13 protein-coding genes are annotated in these 17,265 nt (G+C 65.3%); 7 read left to right on the top strand and 6 right to left on the bottom strand.

Annotation, left to right across the window (positions count from 1 at the left end; genetic code table 11):
- The first annotated feature begins 119 nt into the window (after positions 1 to 119).
- The 5 genes from NCR38_RS00435 to NCR38_RS00415 all read left to right on the top strand — a co-directional run bounded on the left by NCR38_RS00435 (position 120) and on the right by NCR38_RS00415 (position 3,914).
- On the top strand, positions 120 to 1,139 hold the full coding sequence (locus NCR38_RS00435; RefSeq protein ID WP_061116756.1) for a LacI family DNA-binding transcriptional regulator: 1,020 nt from the start codon (positions 120 to 122) through the stop codon (positions 1,137 to 1,139).
- Positions 1,136 to 2,389, top strand: coding sequence for an AGE family epimerase/isomerase (locus tag NCR38_RS00430; protein WP_250476152.1), 1,254 nt, complete (start codon positions 1,136 to 1,138; stop codon positions 2,387 to 2,389). The genes NCR38_RS00435 and NCR38_RS00430 overlap by 4 nt, the downstream gene beginning before the upstream one ends.
- Before the next feature lie 5 nt (positions 2,390 to 2,394).
- Positions 2,395 to 3,306, top strand: a complete 912-nt coding sequence (locus NCR38_RS00425; protein WP_061116754.1) for a carbohydrate kinase — start codon at positions 2,395 to 2,397, stop codon at positions 3,304 to 3,306.
- A 74-nt stretch (positions 3,307 to 3,380) separates the two neighbouring features.
- Positions 3,381 to 3,602 (top strand): hypothetical protein, encoded by a 222-nt coding sequence (locus NCR38_RS00420; protein WP_061116753.1) that lies wholly within the window; start codon positions 3,381 to 3,383, stop codon positions 3,600 to 3,602.
- Between the two features lie 66 nt (positions 3,603 to 3,668).
- Entirely contained in the window at positions 3,669 to 3,914 is a 246-nt protein-coding gene (locus NCR38_RS00415) for a hypothetical protein (protein ID WP_035497396.1), read from the top strand.
- Here NCR38_RS00415 and NCR38_RS00410 read toward each other — a convergent pair.
- Positions 3,911 to 4,561: a glutathione S-transferase family protein gene (locus NCR38_RS00410; protein ID WP_061116752.1), complete on the bottom strand. Its 651-nt coding sequence runs from the start codon at positions 4,559 to 4,561 to the stop codon at positions 3,911 to 3,913. The genes NCR38_RS00415 and NCR38_RS00410 overlap by 4 nt on opposite strands.
- A 247-nt stretch (positions 4,562 to 4,808) precedes the next feature.
- Here NCR38_RS00410 and NCR38_RS00405 point away from each other — a divergent pair, with 247 nt between their 5' ends.
- Positions 4,809 to 8,375, top strand: a complete 3,567-nt coding sequence (locus tag NCR38_RS00405) for an indolepyruvate ferredoxin oxidoreductase family protein (protein WP_250476151.1) — start codon at positions 4,809 to 4,811, stop codon at positions 8,373 to 8,375.
- Positions 8,376 to 8,384: 9 nt separating this feature from the next.
- Here the strand turns inward: NCR38_RS00405 and NCR38_RS00400 are convergent, their stop codons facing one another.
- Positions 8,385 to 9,704 carry an EAL domain-containing protein gene (locus NCR38_RS00400; protein ID WP_061116932.1) on the bottom strand — a complete coding sequence of 440 codons (1,320 nt, stop codon included), beginning with the start codon at positions 9,702 to 9,704 and terminating at the stop codon, positions 8,385 to 8,387.
- A gap of 386 nt (positions 9,705 to 10,090) precedes the next feature.
- Between NCR38_RS00400 and NCR38_RS00395 the strand changes: the two genes are divergently transcribed.
- On the top strand, positions 10,091 to 11,740 hold the full coding sequence (locus tag NCR38_RS00395; protein WP_061116931.1) for a Na+/H+ antiporter: 1,650 nt from the start codon (positions 10,091 to 10,093) through the stop codon (positions 11,738 to 11,740).
- Positions 11,741 to 11,813: 73 nt separating this feature from the next.
- On the opposite strand, the gene NCR38_RS00390 is transcribed toward NCR38_RS00395, so the two are convergent.
- The 4 genes from NCR38_RS00390 to NCR38_RS00375 form a co-directional block, all read right to left on the bottom strand.
- Positions 11,814 to 13,115: a solute carrier family 23 protein gene (locus NCR38_RS00390; RefSeq protein ID WP_250476150.1), complete on the bottom strand. Its 1,302-nt coding sequence runs from the start codon at positions 13,113 to 13,115 to the stop codon at positions 11,814 to 11,816.
- Positions 13,116 to 13,276: 161 nt separating this feature from the next.
- Positions 13,277 to 14,836, bottom strand: a complete 1,560-nt coding sequence (locus NCR38_RS00385) for a methyl-accepting chemotaxis protein (RefSeq protein WP_250476149.1) — start codon at positions 14,834 to 14,836, stop codon at positions 13,277 to 13,279.
- A 466-nt stretch (positions 14,837 to 15,302) separates the two neighbouring features.
- On the bottom strand, positions 15,303 to 15,845 hold the full coding sequence (locus NCR38_RS00380) for a response regulator transcription factor (protein WP_061116749.1): 543 nt from the start codon (positions 15,843 to 15,845) through the stop codon (positions 15,303 to 15,305).
- 42 nt (positions 15,846 to 15,887) lie between these two features.
- Positions 15,888 to 17,186, bottom strand: a complete 1,299-nt coding sequence (locus NCR38_RS00375) for an ATP-binding protein (RefSeq protein ID WP_250476148.1) — start codon at positions 17,184 to 17,186, stop codon at positions 15,888 to 15,890.
- Positions 17,187 to 17,265 lie beyond the last annotated feature (79 nt).

Here is a 17,265-nt window from a genome sequence, read left to right as displayed (position 1 = left end):
GCGATTTTCCCGGCTTTTTTACTATACAATCGCCGTGAAACACGCGCATCGGCCAGAAGCGGTAAACATAGCGCCGACCGAACACCAGCCGCAAACAGGCGGAGACAGAGAACACCACGATGGCCACCACCATTCGCGATGTCGCGCGTGCGGCAAGCGTCTCGATCGGGACAGTGTCGCGCGCGCTCAAGAATCAACCGGGTTTATCCGAAGCGACGCGCGTGCGCGTCGTCGAAGTAGCGCAGCAACTCGGCTATGACTCGGCACAGTTGCGCACGCGCATTCGTCGCGTGACGTTCCTGCTGCATCGGCAGCACAACAATTTCGCCGTCAGCCCTTTTTTCTCGCACGTCCTGAACGGCTTCGAGGAAGCGTGTCGCGAGCGGCGGCTCGTGCCGTCCGTGCTGACCGCCGGTCCGACGCATGACCTGGCGCAGCAGATGCGCCTGCATGCGCCCGACGCCATCGCGGTGGCGGGCTTCGTCGAGCCGGAACTGCTCGCGCATCTGCATTCGCTCGCGCGGCCTACCGTGCTCATCGACCTGCGCGCGCCGGGCTTTCGTTCCGTCAACATCGACAACGTGAAAGGCGCATCGCTCGCGATGCAGCATCTGTTCGCGCAAGGTCGGCGGCGCATCGTGTTCATCGGCGGATCGCTTGCGCATTACAGCATCGCGCAGCGCGCGCTCGGCTATCGCAAGGCATATTTCGACGCCGGCCAGCTTTTCGATCCGACGCTCGAAATCGTGACCCAGCCGGGCCTGCCCGCCGACCTCGCCGCCGCCGACGCGATGGAGCGCCTGATCGCCGACGCCCGCGCGCAATCCAGTCCCCTCCCCGACGCGGTTTTCGCCTATAACGATGCAGCGGCCCTCGCCGCGATGCGCGTCTGCCTCGCGCACGGGTTGCGCGTGCCGGATGACGTCGCGTTTGTCGGTTTCGACGACATTCCGGCCGCCGCGCAAAGCACGCCGCCGCTCTCGACCGTGACCGTCGACAAGGAAGCGCTCGGGCGCCGCGGCGTCGAGTTGCTGCTGGAAGATCAATCGAGCCCGCCGAGCCAGGCCGACACGCTCGTCGCCGTCAATTTCGTTCCTCGCGCGAGTTCGGGCATGAAACAGGACATCAGCACGCCATGAACATGACCGCCTCACCTGCCATCGCGGAAAGCGCGCCAGCCGAACGCGCGATCGACTTCCGCAGCCGCGACTTCCTGCTCTCCCACGTGCGCGACACGCTCGCGTTCTATGCGCCGAACGCACGCGACCCGTCCGGCGGCTTCTTTCATTTCTTCAAGGACGACGGCAGCGTCTACGATCGCACGACGCGCCATCTCGTCAGCAGCACGCGCTTCGTCTTCAACTACGCGATGGCGTACCGCCATTTCGGCGACGCGCGTTTTCAAGACGACGCGCGTCACGCTTTCACATTCCTGCGCGACGCCCACTGGGACGCCGTCAACGAAGGCTACGACTGGGAAATCGAGTGGCGCGACGGGCACAAACGCACGCTCGACGGCACGCGTCATTGCTACGGCATGGCGTTCGTGCTGCTCGCCTGCGCGCACGCCGCGATGGCGGGCATCGACGAAGCAAAGCCGATGATCGACGAAACCTTCGCGCTCATGGAGCAGCGTTTCTGGGACGCCGACGCCGGCCTCTACGCCGACGAAGCCACGCCTGACTGGCAGCTTTCGGACTATCGCGGGCAGAACGCGAACATGCACGCAACCGAGGCGCTGCTCGCGGCATACGAGGCAACGGGCCACGTCATCTATCTGGATCGCGCGGAAAAGATCGCGGGAAATATCACGCTGCGGCAGGCGCGACTGTCGCATGGGCTCGTGTGGGAGCACTTTCACCGCGACTGGTCCGTGGATTGGCACTACAACGAATCGGACAGTTCGAACATCTTCCGTCCGTGGGGCTTCCAGCCGGGTCATCAGACCGAGTGGGCCAAGCTGTTGCTGATTCTCGAGCGGCATCGCGCGCTGCCGTGGCTCGCACCGCGCGCCATCGAGCTGTTCGATGGCGGATTCAACCGCGCGTGGGACAGCCGTCACGGCGGCCTCTACTACGGCTTCGGCCCGGACGACACCATCTGCGACCACGACAAGTACTTCTGGGTGCAGGCGGAAAGCTTCGCGGCGGCGGCGCTGCTCGGCGCGCAAACGGGCCGCGAGCGTTTCTGGGACTGCTACGACGAACTGTGGCGCTACAGCTGGACGCATTTCGTCGATCACGAATACGGCGCGTGGTATCGCATTCTCACGTGCGACAACCGCAAGTACGGCGACGAGAAAAGTCCCGCCGGCAAGACCGACTATCACACCATGGGCGCGTGTTACGAAGTGCTGAACGCGCTCGGCCCGACCTCGACTCAACGGTGACAAGCATGGCTAGCGAGCAAACCACCTTCCCCCAATTCGTCTCGGCGGGCGACATCCTCACCGACATGATCCGCACCGACGTGTCGAGCTGGCTTTCGCGTCCCGGCGGCGCGGGCTGGAACGTCGCGCGTGCGGTTGCGCGGCTCGGGCTGCCGACGGCCTGCGCGGGCTCGCTCGGCACCGACAATTTCTCCGACGACCTGTGGGAAGCGAGCGTCTCATCGGGGCTCGACATGCGCTTCATGCAGCGCGTCGAGCGTCCGCCGCTGCTCGCGATCGTCCACAAGACGCAGCCGCCGACCTACTACTTCATGGGCGAGAACGGCGCGGATCTGGCGTTCGACCCGTCGCGGCTGCCGCAAGGATGGATGGAGCGCGTGAAGTGGGCGCATTTCGGCTGCATCAGCCTCGTGCGCCAGCCGCTCGGCGCGACGCTCGCCGCGCTCGCGCGGCAATTGCGCGACCACGGCGTGAAGATCAGCTTCGACCCGAACTATCGCAATCTGATGGAGCACGGCTACGAGCCGATCCTGCGCAACATGGCAAGCCTCGCCGATCTCATCAAGGTGTCGGACGAGGATTTGCACATGCTCTTCAAAGGCATGCCCGAAGCGGACGCGCTCGCGAAAATCCGCTCGATGAATCCGCAAGCCACCGTGCTCGTCACGCGCGGCTCGGGCCAAGCGACGCTCTATGCCGGCGATCAGCAATACAGCGCGCGTCCGCCGAGCGTCGAAGTGGCGGACACGGTCGGCGCGGGCGATGCGTCCATCGGCGGATTGCTCTACAGCCTCATGGCGCGCCACGGCGACTGGCCCGATCATCTGAAGTTCGCGCTCGCAGCGGGCGCGGCGGCGTGCCGTCATTCGGGCGCGCATTCGCCTTCGCTGGAAGAGGTCGAAGACCTGTTGAAATGATCTGAAAGCGCGTCGCACGCGTTACATATCAGCGTGCTAGCATGGGTTCGTCCTTGCCTGGAGGCGAATCCATCATGGAAGACACCACCTACACGAAAGGCATCTATACCGCGACGATCGGCGTGCGCGCCATCGACGGCGGCAAGTTCCAGGGCCTCGTCTCGCTCGCCCGCGACGACGGCGAGGATAACGATGCGACGCTCTACGAAGTGGAAGCCGTATCGGGTAACGAAGAAGAAGCGCTCGACGAAGCGCGCGCGCTCGCGCACCGCATCCTTGGGGAAATCGAGCTGTAGCCAGGCGGCCAGGGCGGCGCGGGGCGCTCGGCTTCGCGGCGCCTCCCGGGCTGCATCGGAGGACATATGCCGGAGCAGATCTTCCTATACGGCGTCTACGCCATTCACGTCAGGGCGGTCGAGCTGCAGGGCTCGCGCTGGGACGCGGAATACGAGATCCGTCATCACGACAAGGCCGTTCAGCCGTGGACGACCGTCGGCGGCGATGACGGTCTAGCCGACAAGGCCGAAGCCGTCGAACTTGCGCATCAGCGCGCGGTGTCCGATATCGAAGCCGGCGCGGGCATTCCGAAGCCACGCGCATTTCCCTAATTCTCGTCCGGCGGCTGCGCGAGACCCACGTGCGCATTCAGCGCGAGCCGCCCGGCCTCGCGCCGGTCGATCGCTGATGCGCGTTCGTAGCCTTCGCGCGCGAGCGAACGCTCGACGTAATCGAAAAGCACACCTTGCGGCTCGATCAGCTTCGCGATGAATCCGATCTGCAGCGTGCTCGCCGCAAGGATATCGGCGGCGGTGAACTGGTCGCCCAGGAGCCACGGCCCTTCTTCCAGCGCGTTCTCGATCGCGTGCTCGACGCGCCCAAGATCGCCCCAGCCGAAACTCACACTGTTGCTCTGCGCGCCGGTTACGCGCTCGGCCATCGCGGGTTCGAGACACGAGCCGGTGAAGAACATCCATTGCAGAAAACGGCCGCGCGAAGGATCGTGCAACGGCACGCCGAGCGCGGTTTCGGGATACCGATCCGCAAGATAAAGCAGCACCGCGCCCGATTCGGCCACGCGCACGCTGCCGTCTTCCAGCGCGGGCAGCTTCGACATCGGATTGACGCGGCAGAAGTTCGGGTCGTGCTGCGCACCCGCGCGGATGTTCACGAACTCGAGCTGATACGGCACGCGCATTTCTTCGAGCATCCACAGCGCGCGGAAGGCGCGCGTTTTCGGCCAGTAGAAGAGCTTCATCGGCGTCTTTTTCGTCGTCTGTCGATGCGTTCAGGGTAGTCCCAAATCCACGCGAATCGCGCGCCCGACGGCATCGGGTTTACGCCTACGCGCGCCGGATCGGGAAAATTCCTCCCGCTCATCTCAAAAATAAGGTCGATGTCTCTCCATGCGTGCGGAATCGGGGCGAGTGCGCAAAAACATTTCGCATTTGTCGGCAAAGAATGTCGCATTGCCCCGCATCTCAAAAAAAGCCTCCGGAGATTTCATGAACGCGCGTGTCCCAGCCGATGCATTTGTTCCTCCCGCACTGTCGGACTATCAACTCAGCGACAACCTGAGCGCCACCAAGGGCCGAATTTTCCTCACCGGCACGCAGGCGCTCGTGCGCCTCGTCCTGATGCAGCGCGAACTCGATCGCGCCGCGAATCTGAACACCGCCGGTTTCGTCAGCGGCTATCGCGGCTCGCCGCTCGGCATGGTCGATCAGCAGTTGTGGAAGGCGAAGAAACTGCTCGCGTCGCACGACGTGCGCTTTCTCCCCGCGATCAATGAGGAACTCGGCGGCACCGCCGTGCTCGGCACGCAGCGCGTGGAATCGGACGCGGAACGCACGGTGGATGGCGTGTTCGCGATGTGGTACGGCAAAGGCCCGGGCGTCGATCGCGCGGGCGACGCGCTCAAGCACGGCAACGCGTACGGCTCGTCGCCGCACGGTGGCGTGCTGGTCGTGGCGGGCGATGACCACGGCTGCGTGTCGTCGTCGATGCCGCATCAGAGCGACCAGACGATGATCTCGTGGCACATGCCGGTGGTGAATCCGTCGAACGTCGCGGACATGCTGGAATTCGGCCTCTACGGCTGGGCGTTGTCGCGGTTCTCGGGCGCGTGGATCGGCTTCAAGGCAATTTCGGAGACGGTCGAATCCGGCTCGACCGTCGATCTCGACGCGATCCGCACCGACTGGAAAACGCCCGACGATTTCACGCCGCCGCCGGGCGGCCTGCACAACCGCTGGCCCGATCTGCCGAGCCTGACGATCGAAGCGCGCTTGTCCGCCAAAATCGACGCCGTGCGCCACTTCGCGCGAGCGAACAGCATCGACAAGTGGATCGCGCCGAGCCCGCGCGCAAACGTCGGCATCGTGACATGCGGCAAGGCGCATCTCGATCTGATGGAAGCGCTGCGCCGCCTCGACCTGACCATCGACGATCTCGACGCCGCCGGCGTGCGCATCTACAAGGTCGGGCTGTCGTACCCGCTCGAAACGACGCGGCTGGAGACGTTCGTCGAAGGTTTGAGCGAAGTGCTCGTGATCGAGGAGAAAGGGCCGGTCATCGAGCAGCAGATCAAGGATCATCTGTACAACCGTGCCGAAGGCGCCCGGCCGATCGTGATCGGCAAGAACGCGCGCGACGGCGCGCAGCTTCTTTCCGCGCTCGGCGAATTGCGCCCGTCGCGCGTCCTGCCGGTGTTTGCCGAATGGCTCGCGCGTCACAAGCCCGCGCTCGATCGCCGCGACAAGGTCGTCGATCTCGTCGCGCCGCAGATCCTTTCGAACGTCGCCGATTCCGTCAAGCGCACGCCGTACTTCTGCTCGGGCTGCCCGCACAACACGTCGACGAAGGTGCCGGAAGGATCGGTCGCGCAGGCGGGCATCGGCTGTCACTTCATGGCCTCGTGGATGGAGCGCGACACCACCGGTCTGATCCAGATGGGCGGCGAAGGCGTCGACTGGGCGTCGCATTCGATGTTCACGAAAACGCCGCACGTCTTCCAGAACCTCGGCGACGGCACCTATTTCCATTCGGGCATCCTCGCGATTCGCCAGGCCGTGGCCGCGAAGACGAACATCACGTACAAGATTCTTTATAACGACGCCGTCGCGATGACGGGCGGCCAGCCGGTCGACGGCAGCATTTCGGTGCCGCAGATCGCGCGGCAAGTGGAAGCGGAAGGCATCGCGCTGCTGGTCGTCGTGAGCGACGAGCCGGAGAAATACCAAGGTCACGAAGATCAGTTTCCGCGCGGCACGACGTTCCATCACCGTGGCGAACTGGACGACGTGCAGCGCCGCCTGCGCGACACGCCGGGCGTCACCGTGCTCATCTACGATCAAACCTGCGCCGCCGAAAAGCGCCGCCGCCGCAAGAAGGGCGAGTTTCCCGATCCGGACAAGCGCCTCTTCATCAACGAAGCCGTGTGCGAAGGCTGCGGCGATTGCGGCGTGCAGTCGAATTGCCTGTCCGTCGAGCCGGTCGAAACTGAACTGGGACGCAAGCGCCGCATCGATCAGTCGTCGTGCAACAAGGACTATTCGTGCGTGAACGGCTTCTGCCCGAGCTTCGTCACCGTCGAGGGCGCGAAGTTGAAGAAGGCCGAAGGCCACGCGTTCGACCCGGCCGAACTCGCGCGCCGCGTCGATGCGCTGCCGCAACCGCCCGCCCATCTCGACCACGCGCCCTACGACATTCTCGTGACGGGCGTAGGCGGCACGGGCGTGGTGACGGTCGGCGCGCTCATCAGCATGGCGGCGCATCTGGAAGGCAAGAGCGCGTCGGTGCTCGATTTCATGGGCTTCGCGCAAAAAGGCGGCTCGGTGCTCTCGTTCGTGCGCTTCGCCGCGACGGACGCGCTGCTGAACCAGGTTCGCATCGACACGCAACAGGCGGACTTGCTGCTCGCCTGCGACATGGTCGTCGGCGCGAGCCCGGAAGCATTGCAGACGGTGCGGCACGATCGCACGAAAATCGTCGTGAACACGCACGCGATTCCGAACGCGACCTTCGTGCAGAACCCCGAAGCGAATCTTCACGCGGATGCGCTGCTCGACAAGATGCGTCACGCCGCGGGTCCCGGCGCGCACGACGCGATGCGCAGCTGCGATGCGCAGGCGCTCGCGCAACGTTTTCTCGGCGATACGATCGGCGCGAACATTCTGATGCTCGGCTTCGCGTGGCAGCTCGGGCTCGTGCCGCTGTCGCTCGTGGCGCTGATGCGCGCGATCGAGCTGAACAATGTCGCGGTCGCGGCGAACAAGCTGGCGTTCTCGATCGGCCGTCTCGCGGCGGCGGACATGGCCGCGCTCGAAGCGCTGACCGCGCAAGTGCTGGCCAGGCGCGTCGTGATGGATCAAATGTCGTTGCCCGAGCTGATCCGCGATCGCGAGGAACGTCTGCTGGCTTACGGCGGTTCGAAGTATGTCGAGCGTTATCGCAACCTGGTGAACAAGGCGGCGGGCAATGAAGCCATCGCGCGCGCCATCGCGATCTCGTTCTACAAGCTGCTCGCGGTGAAGGACGAATACGAGGTCGCGCGCCTGCATGCGGACCCGGCGTTCCGCGCCGCGCTCGGCGCGCAATTCGAAGGCACGGCGGGTGAGAGCTATACCGTGAAGTTCAATCTCGCGCCGCCGGCGCTAACGCATGGTGCGCCGAAGAAGAAAGTGTTCGGCCAATGGATGTGGCCCGTGTTCGGCGGACTCGCGAAAATGCGCGCGCTGCGCGGCACGGCATTCGATGTCTTCGGCAGGACGCTCGAACGCCGCATGGAACGCCAGCTCGCCGACGACTTCGAAATCACGATGACGCGCGCCCTTGACAAACTCGACGCCGCCAGCGCGGGCGACATCGAAGCGCTCGCCGCCCTTTTCGAGCGCGTGCGCGGCTACGGTCACGTGAAGCTCGCGAACGTCGCGACGGTCAAGCGCGGCGAACGTGGCATCGCGGCGCGCATCGGCATCGAAGCGGCGACGGGCGATGCCGTGCGCGCCGCCATCGACACGATGAAAGGCGTGGCATCGCTCAAAGGCATTCCGGTCGTGGTCGCAAAGTAAGACGAAGGATCATTCGACGTCGTCGTCGGGCAACCAGTCGATGTCGCCGCACAACACGCAGCGCTTGCCTTGCGAGCGCGTCTCCACCGACAGCGTGACGCACGGCATCGCCTCGTTGATCGACAGATACGGCTTGGTCACATGCACGCGCTCGGGATCGCCGAGCGCCGCCCGGAAGTACGGGCGGCGCAACCAGTTCGCGCCCTGCGCGTCGCTGAGCGGCAGGAAGCGCGCCTCGTGCGCGGCGCGGTCCGCGCGCAGCACGACGTTGCGGCCCGCCTGCCTGCCGTTCTGGTCGAGCAGGAAGCAGCGCGCGGCGTTGTCGAGCGCGAGGAAGTTCCAGCACACTTCTTCGAGCGGCTCGCCCGCCGCGAGCCGCTCGGCGGCGCGCTCGAACGCGCGGATATACGGCTGAAGCCGCGTCGCGACGCGCCGCTCGCGCGCTTCGGTCTGCAAGCGGTAGCGCTCGGTCAGCTCACCGATGACCGTCTGCGCATGCGCGCTGTCCGCGAGCCCGGGATGCGGCCGCGCGAAGAAGAACCCCTGCACGAAGTCCGCGCCGCTCGCGAGCGCGAGTTGCGCTTCGTGCTCGGTCTCGACGCCTTCGATCAGCACGAGCTTGCCGGCTTCATGCAGCAGCGACACGATGCCCGACAAAACCGCCTCCATGTTCCGCCGCTGCTTGAGCGAGCGCGCCGATAGCGGCGCATGCACGTTGTGGCCGGCGTGCGAGAGCATCACGCGATCGAGCTTGACGATGTCCGGATCGAGCTGCCAGATTCGCTCGATGTTGGTGTGCCCCGCGCCGAAGTCGTCGAGCGCGATGAGAAAGCCGTGATCGCGGAACTGCTGCACCGCGAGCGCGAGCCGCTCGATATCCTCCGCACTGTGCTCGAGCACTTCGAGCACGACGCGGCGCGGTTCGATATTGAGGCGCTTGAGATTCGCGAGCAGCGCCGCCGCGTGATACGGCTCGGTCAGCGCGCCGGGATGCACGTTGAGAAAGAGCCATTCGGTCTGTGCGCCGAGCATTTTGAAGTTCTCGAGATGCAGCGCCTGCGCGAGCCGGTCGATGAGCAATGCTTCGCCGACGCGCGATGCCTGCCCGAACACGTCGAGCGGCGACACCGGCCGGTCGAGCGCATCGTGCGCGCGCAACAAGCCCTCGTACCCGACCGCGCGCATGTGCGACAGGCTGAACACCGGCTGAAAGACGCTCGATAACGTCAACTCGCCGTGCTCGACCGAATAGCGGTCGAAGCCCGAAGTCACGCCGAGCTCGAAGCTGCGTGCGGAAACCGTCGCTTTCTCGGGGTTTGCGATCACCATGCCGATACCCTCGCCTCCATGTTCCGGCGATGCGCGATCGACCTGCGCCTGCCTTGCGTCATCCGTGCCAGCGGACCCGCGCCGGATCCGTCCCATACCGTTTTCATAAGAACCGCCCTCGATGATCTCGTCGGGAGTCTGTGTGTCCCGTGGCTTTCGTTAAAGCAAGCTCCATGCGCACGGCGCGGCGCGATTCGTCGATCGTTTGCCAGCTTCGTGCACCGCCAGCAGGCGGTTCGACGTGCACGCGCACCTTCACGGTGCGAAAACCGAAAAGCCGCCGCCGCTGCCCGCAGCGCGTGCAAGGGCTAAACTTTCGGCTCATCAAGTCAATGCTAGACGCCGCGTGCGCCGGCCGCTCGCACGCGTCGTGCAGTAGCGCACACATGGAAATCGTTTTTACCGTCCTCATTCTTCTGCTGGTCGTGGCCCTATCGGGGTTCGGCCTGAGCCTGCTTCCGGTCAAGCTGCCGTTGCCGCTCATCCAGATCGCGATCGGCGCGTGCCTTGCGTGGCCGGGCTTCGCGCTGCACGTCACGTTCGATCCCGATCTCTTCATGCTGCTCTTCATTCCGCCGCTGCTGTTCGCGGACGGCTGGCGCATTCCGAAGCGCGAGCTCTACATGCAGCGGCGCGCGATCCTGATGCTCGCGCTCGGACTCGTGTTCATCACCGTGGGCGCGCTCGGCTACTTCCTGCACGCGATGATTCCGACGATGCCGCTGCCCGTCGCGTTCGCGCTTGCCGCCGTGCTCTCGCCGACCGATGCCGTCGCGCTGACGGGCATCGCCGGACGCAACCGCATTCCGGCGAACCTCATGCATATCCTCGAAGGCGAGGCGCTGATGAACGACGCGTCGGGCCTCGTCGCGCTGAAGTTCGCGATCGCGGCCGCGCTGACGGGCGTGTTTTCGCTGCGTGACGCGACGATCAGCTTTTTCATCATCGCGGCGGGCGGGATCGCGATCGGCGCGGCGATCAGCTGGGCGCTCACCGAGATTCCGTCGCGTCTGCTGAAATTCTCCGAGGACGACGACCCGGCCGCGGGCGTGATCCTTACGATCCTGATTCCATTCGCGTCGTACGTCATGGCCGAGCATGTGGGCTGCTCGGGCATTCTGGCGGCGGTGTCGGCCGGCATGGTCATGAACATCCAGAGCCTGCGCGAAGGCATTCCGAGCGCGGTGCGCGTGCGCATGACGAGCACCTGGACGATGATCGAATTCGTGTTCAACGGCATGGTGTTCATCCTGCTCGGGCTGCAGTTTCCGCACATTCTCGGGCAGGCGCTGATCGAGGCGCATCACGATAGCGACGCGCAAGTGGGCCTGCTGATCGGCTATGTGCTCGCGACGCTGGTCGCGCTTTACTCGCTGCGCTTCGTCTGGGTGTATTCGCTGCGTTGGGTCGCGGCGCGCAAGACGGCGAAGCGTGGCATCGACAGCGCCGCGCCCGGTTTTCGCACGCTCGCGCTAACGACGATCGGCGGCGTGCGCGGCGCCGTGACGCTCGCGGGCGTGCTGTCGCTGCCGGTCACGCTCGAGGGGCGCGATCTGGCGATCTTCATCGCATCGGCGGTGATTCTGGTGTCGCTGCTCATCGCTGTCGTGGGCTTGCCGCTGATGCTGCGCGGCATCGAGCGCGAGAAGAATCCGCACGCGGTGGAGGAACGCATGGCGCGCCGCCGCGCGGCGCAGGCGGCGATCCGCGCGATCGACGACACGCACGACGAGCTCATCGAGCAGATGGACGAAACCGCGTCCGCGCGCTGCGCCGATTCGACCGCCCGCGTCATGAGCATGTATCGCAGGCGGCTGGAATCGCTCGGCGATGAAGAAGCGCCGCGCGTGGCGGCGAGGAAGAGCGAGCAGGTGGAGACGCGGCTGAAGATGGCGGCGCTGAGGGCCGAGCGGGCGGAGTTGTTGCGGCTGCGGTCGCTGCAGCACATCAACGATGAAACGCTGAACAAGCTGATGCGCGAGGTCGATTTGTCGGAGACGGCGATCGTCAACCGCAAGCGGGGGACTGCGGGGTGAGGTGGATGGGCGGTTCGCTTGTGCTTTAGCCTTAAGCGAGCAGCTCCACCCGATTAACCCAGGGAAAAAGAAATCAAACCACGCCCGAGCCGCGCCGCCGCAACAGCGCATAGAAAATAATCGCACCGAAGGTCGCCGTCCCGATGCCGCCAAGCGCGAACCCGCCGAGCTTCAGCGTGAAGTCCCCCGTGCCGAGCACGAGCGTGACAGCCGCGACGATCAGATTGCGGTTATCCGAGAAATTGACCTTGTTGACGACCCAGATGCGCGCGCCGGTCACCGCGATCAACCCGAACACGACAATGGACACGCCGCCCAGAACCGGTCCCGGAATCGTCGCAATCAGCGCGCCGAACTTCGGCGAGAACCCGAGCACGATGGCGAACAGCGCCGCAATCACGAACACGAGCGTCGAATAAATCTTCGTGACGGCCATCACGCCGATATTCTCCGCGTAAGTCGTCACGCCGGTGCCGCCGGCGAAACCGGAGGCGATCGTCGCCAGCCCGTCGCCGATGAACGCGCGACCGATGTACTTGTCGAGGCTCTTGCCCGTCATCGCGCCGACAGCCTTGATGTGCCCGAGGTTCTCCGCGACGAGGATGATCGCAACCGGCGCGATCAGCGTCATCGCCGGGGCTTCGAACACGGGCGCCGTGAAGTGCGGCATGCCGAACCACGCGGCGTTCGCGACGATCGAAAAGTCGATCGGCTTGCCCATGCTCATGCCGTTGGTCAGCACGGCATAGATGAGGTATGCGATCGCCAGGCCGATCAGGATCAGCAGGCGCTGCGCCATGCCGCGCGCGAACACCGCGACGCCGCCCACGCACAGCACGGTGACGAGCGCCATCCACGATTCGAAGCTGCTGCCCATCACGCCTTTCACGGCGATCGGCGCGAGATTCAGCCCGATCACGCAGACGATCGCGCCCGTGACGACCGGCGGCATCAGCGTTTCGATCCACTTCGTGCCGATCGCCGCGACAATCAGACCGATGATCGTGTAAGCCACGCCGCACGCGATGATCCCGCCGAGCGCGACCGGAATGTTCATGTTCGGGCCGTGACCGCCGTAGCCCGTCACCGCGATCACCAGCCCGATGAACGCGAAGCTCGAACCTAGATAACTCGGCACGCGACCGCCGACCAGCACGAAGAACAGCAGCGTGCCGATGCCCGACATGAAGATGCACAGATTGGGATCGAAGCCCATCAGGAGCGGCGCGAGCACGGTCGAGCCGAACATCGCGACGACGTGCTGAATGCCCATCGCGATCATCTGCGGCCAGGCGAGGCGCTCGTCGGGCGCGACGATGCGCCCCTCCTGAGCATCCGGCTGGAGCGGCCAGCGCGGGAAATAGGAATCGGACATCGGCGGGGCTCCTTCTCGGCGGTGAGGCGCCGTCCGTGCGGCGCGCTTGGTCTTGAAAAACAGGCGCGAGTGTACGGAGCGGGCTCTCGGGTGGCAAGCGAGCCGATATTACGACCGTTTGGCCGTCGCTTGCCCGCGACGTGCCGCGCTCGTTTCGCGGGTCAGGCGCCGCGCTCCAGTTCGAAAACCGCGACCGCGCTCTTCAGTTGCTCCGCCTGATCGGCCATCGCGCCCGCGGCGGCGGCGGCCTGCTCGACGAGCGCCGCGTTTTGCTGCGTCACCTCATCCATCTGCGCGACGGCGCGGTTCACCTGCTCGATGCCCGCGCTCTGCTCGTGCGAGGCCGACGAAATCTGCGCCATGATGTCCGTCACGCGCTGCACGGCCTGCGTGACTTCGGCCATCGTCGCGCCGGCGCGCTCGGCCAGCGCCGCGCCGCTGTCCACGCGCGCCGTCGACGCCTCGATCAGCTCCTTGATTTCCTTCGCCGACGTCGCGCTGCGCTGCGCGAGCGAGCGCACTTCGCCCGCGACCACCGCGAAGCCGCGCCCTTCCTCGCCGGCGCGCGCCGCTTCCACCGCGGCGTTCAGCGCGAGGATATTCGTCTGGAAGGCGATGCCCTCGATCACCGCGATGATGTCCGTCATCCGCTTGGAGCCCGACGCCAGTTCGCGCATGTTATCGACGACCTCGCCGACGAGCTCGCTGCCCCGCGCGGACACGTCCGACGCGCCGCGCGCGATGCCGCTCGCCGCGTCCGCGTTGCTCGCGTTCTGGCGCACGGTCTGCGTGAGCTGTTCCATGCTCGACGCGGTTTCCTCCAGCGAAGCCGCCTGCTCCTCGGTGCGCTGCGACAGATCGGTGTTGCCCTGCGCGATCTCGCGCGATGCGTACAGGATCGAATCGCTCGAATGGCGAATCTCGCCCACGATATCCGCGAGCTTCGTGCTCATGTTGCCGAGGCTCGCGAGCATGCTGGTGTCGTCGCCGGGGCGCGTGGCGACGCGCGTGGTCAGGTCGCCGCGCGCGATGCGGTCGGCGATATCCGCCGCGTATGCCGGCTCGCCGCCGAGCTGCGCGGAAAGACGCCGTCCGATCAGCACCGCGAGCAGCGCCCCCGCGACCATCGCGCCGAACACGAGCGCGAGCATGACGACGCGCATCGTTGCGTATTCCGATGCCGCGTCGCGGCGCGCGTCGGTCGCGCGCTTGCGCTTGAAGTCGGCGAGACGCTCCAGCGAAGCGCGCGCCTTCTCGCTCGCCGCGATCGCGCGCGCGATGAGGCCCATCTGGTCGACGTCGATCGGCATCGGCTTTTTGCCCATCTGCATCAGGACGATGTCTTCCCACGCGGCGACGGACTTGCTCGCCGCGTCGTAGAGCGCGATGCCGTCGGCGGAGTGCATCGTCGGGCGCATGAGTTCGAACGCGCGGTGCATGCTGTCGAGCGAAGCCGACATGCCTTCCTTCAGCTTTGCCTTGCCGGCATCGTCGGCGAACGTGAGGTTGGCGGCGGCGAGATCCGTGTTGAGCTTGTGCTTGTTGACTTCCTCGACCCAATAGAGGCCGTCCATGTGACGCTCGCCGATTTCCTCGATCAGGCCGTTCATCTTTGCGAGCGAAACCACGCCGGTGACGCCCACGCATGCGCAGAACAGGATCACGACCGCGAAAGACAGCAAGAGCTTGCTGAGCACGGACAGGCGGTCAAACCATTTCATCGATGTCTCCTCTGTCACGCCCCGCGGACGACGCCCGCGGACGGCGCGGCGCAAATCCCGGTTTGCGCACAGAGTGGCTTTACGGCGCTCGTTTCGATTTTCTTGAGCGCGTATGAAGGGGATAACGGCCTGAGAATGAGCGCCGGAAACATCGACGAAGACCCCGAAGAAGGGTGATTGAAAGAAATTCGCTATTTGCTGCGTAAAAGCAGACAAATTAAGCGAATTCTTAATTCGGAGTTATCTTATTCAAGGGTACAGCGCCGCAACGTACACTTTCTGCATGCGTGTTCCATGTACATGCATGTCGTTGCAACTCTCCGATTACCGCCCTTGGCACCGGGCTTGGGCGGTTCTTTTTTTTGCGCGGTCGCTTTTATCGCGATGCGTGTCTGAACGCATCGCGCATCGCCATTTCCGGCCGATATTCAATTGCCGCCCGAGTTTTGCCCGGGCGTCGTCTCGCTTATTGCCGCACCGGCTTCTTCGCCAGCTTGCGTTGCAGCGTGCGTCGATGCATGTTGAGCGCGCGTGCCGTCGCCGAAATATTGCCGTTGTTCTCGGCGAGGGCGCGCTGGATATGCTCCCATTCGAGCCGCGCGACGGAAAGCAGCGTCGGGTTCTCGATCGCTTCCTCGGCCGTCTGCTCGCTCGCCTGCTCGTGGAGCGCGGAAAGAATTGACTCGACGTTCGCCGGCTTGGCGAGATAGTTGTCCGCGCCGTCCTTCACCGCCTGCACGGCCGTCGCGATGCTCGCGTAGCCGGTCAGCACGAGAATGCGCGCATCCGGCTGCAGATCGCGCAGCGGCGCGACGAGCCGCAGCCCGGAATCGCTGCCCAGATGGAGATCGACCGTGATCTGCCCGAACTTGTGCTGGTTGGCGAGCTTCAGCGCTTCGTCGGCGTCGTGGGCCTGATGCGGCGTGAAACCACGCCGCGTGAGGCCGCGGGCGAGAATGCCGGAAAAGACTTCGTCGTCGTCGATGATCAGAAAGTTGGTATCGCTCATATTTTTCTCCGTAATGCCCCTCGGGCGCGCCTGGGTTCGAGTTCAGGCCGCGCCGCTTCGTTCAGTTCCTGCCGCCTGCGCCGGCGCCGCGACCGCGCCGCGATTGGGCAGGCGCAACACCGCGCACGTGCCGCGCGGCTTGCCGTCGATCAGTTCGATCGATCCAGAGAGCCGCGCCGCCGCCGCGAACGCCAGATAAAGCCCGACGCCGTGCCCGCCCTGGGTACTGTCGACCGGGCCCGCGCCGAGCGTGCCGCGCAGCGCGGGCGGAATGCCCGGGCCGCGATCGCACACGTCGAAGCGCACGTAGTCCATGTCGTCTACCGTTTCGACCGACGTCTGCAGCGTCACCGATTCGCTGCTCGCGCGCGCGGCGTTATCGAGCAGGATCGTGAGGATCTGGCCGACGGCTACCGCGTCGTCGATAGACGCATCCACGGGGGTCCGGCCGATCTGCGCGAATTTCACCTGCGGATGCCGCAAACGCCATTGCTCGATGAAGCTCGATAGCCATTCGTCCAGCCCCTGGCGGCTCGACGGCCCCGTCGCGCGGCTGCGCAGGCGTGCGAGCGCGGACGTGCAGAGCGCCATCTGCTGCTCGAGCAGTTCGAAATCCGCCGCGTAGGGTGCGAGGTTCCTGTCGTGCGCGGCGGAGTCGCGCAGTTCCTCGGCCAGCATCGCGATGGTCGAAAGCGGCGTGCCCATTTCGTGCGCCACGGTCGCGGCCTGCACGCCGAGCGCGACCGCGCGCTCATCGCGAAGATGACGTTGCTGGGCTTCGGCGAGCGCGGCGTCGCGCACGCGCAGCGCCCGCGACATGCGCGCGACGAACCAGCCGATCAGCCCGACGCTCACCATGAAGTTGACCCACAGGCCGGTGCGGAAATAATCGAAGAGATTGGCCGGATTCTCGATGTTGAGCGGCACGTAGTTGTAGCTGAGCAGCGCGTAACAGGCGACGGCGAAGAGCGCGAGGCAAGCCATCATTGTCCACGGCAGCACGGCGGCGGCTATCGCGAGCGATGGCAGATAAAGCGTGACGAACGGATTGGTCGCGCCGCCGGAGAGAAACAGGAGCGCCGAGAGCGCGCCGAGGTCAACCAGCATCTGGCCGAACAGTTCGAGATTCGTCTCCGGCCGCGCCCGCGCGACGCGCAGCCACGTGAGGCCGTTGAAGATCATCTCCAGCGCGACGACGAGCAGCATCGCGGGCAGCGGGAGCTTCGCGCCGAAGAAGATCTGCACGACGGCGATGGTCGTCAGCTGGCCGATGATCGCGAGCGAGCGAAGCCAGAAGAGGTGTCCGAGATTGACGCGGCCGGTATTGGTTATGCGATGCATCTGCTTGAGTGCTTGACAACGTGGTTACGCTTCCCGCGACATTATCCCGCTTGCGTCGGGCCCGCAGCCGCATCTGGCG

The organism is Caballeronia sp. INML1 (assembly GCF_023631085.1).
GTDB classification, from domain to species: domain Bacteria; phylum Pseudomonadota; class Gammaproteobacteria; order Burkholderiales; family Burkholderiaceae; genus Caballeronia; species Caballeronia turbans.
Note: the sequence above shows the minus strand (reverse complement) of the source record. Positions and strands in the feature narration are given on the sequence as shown.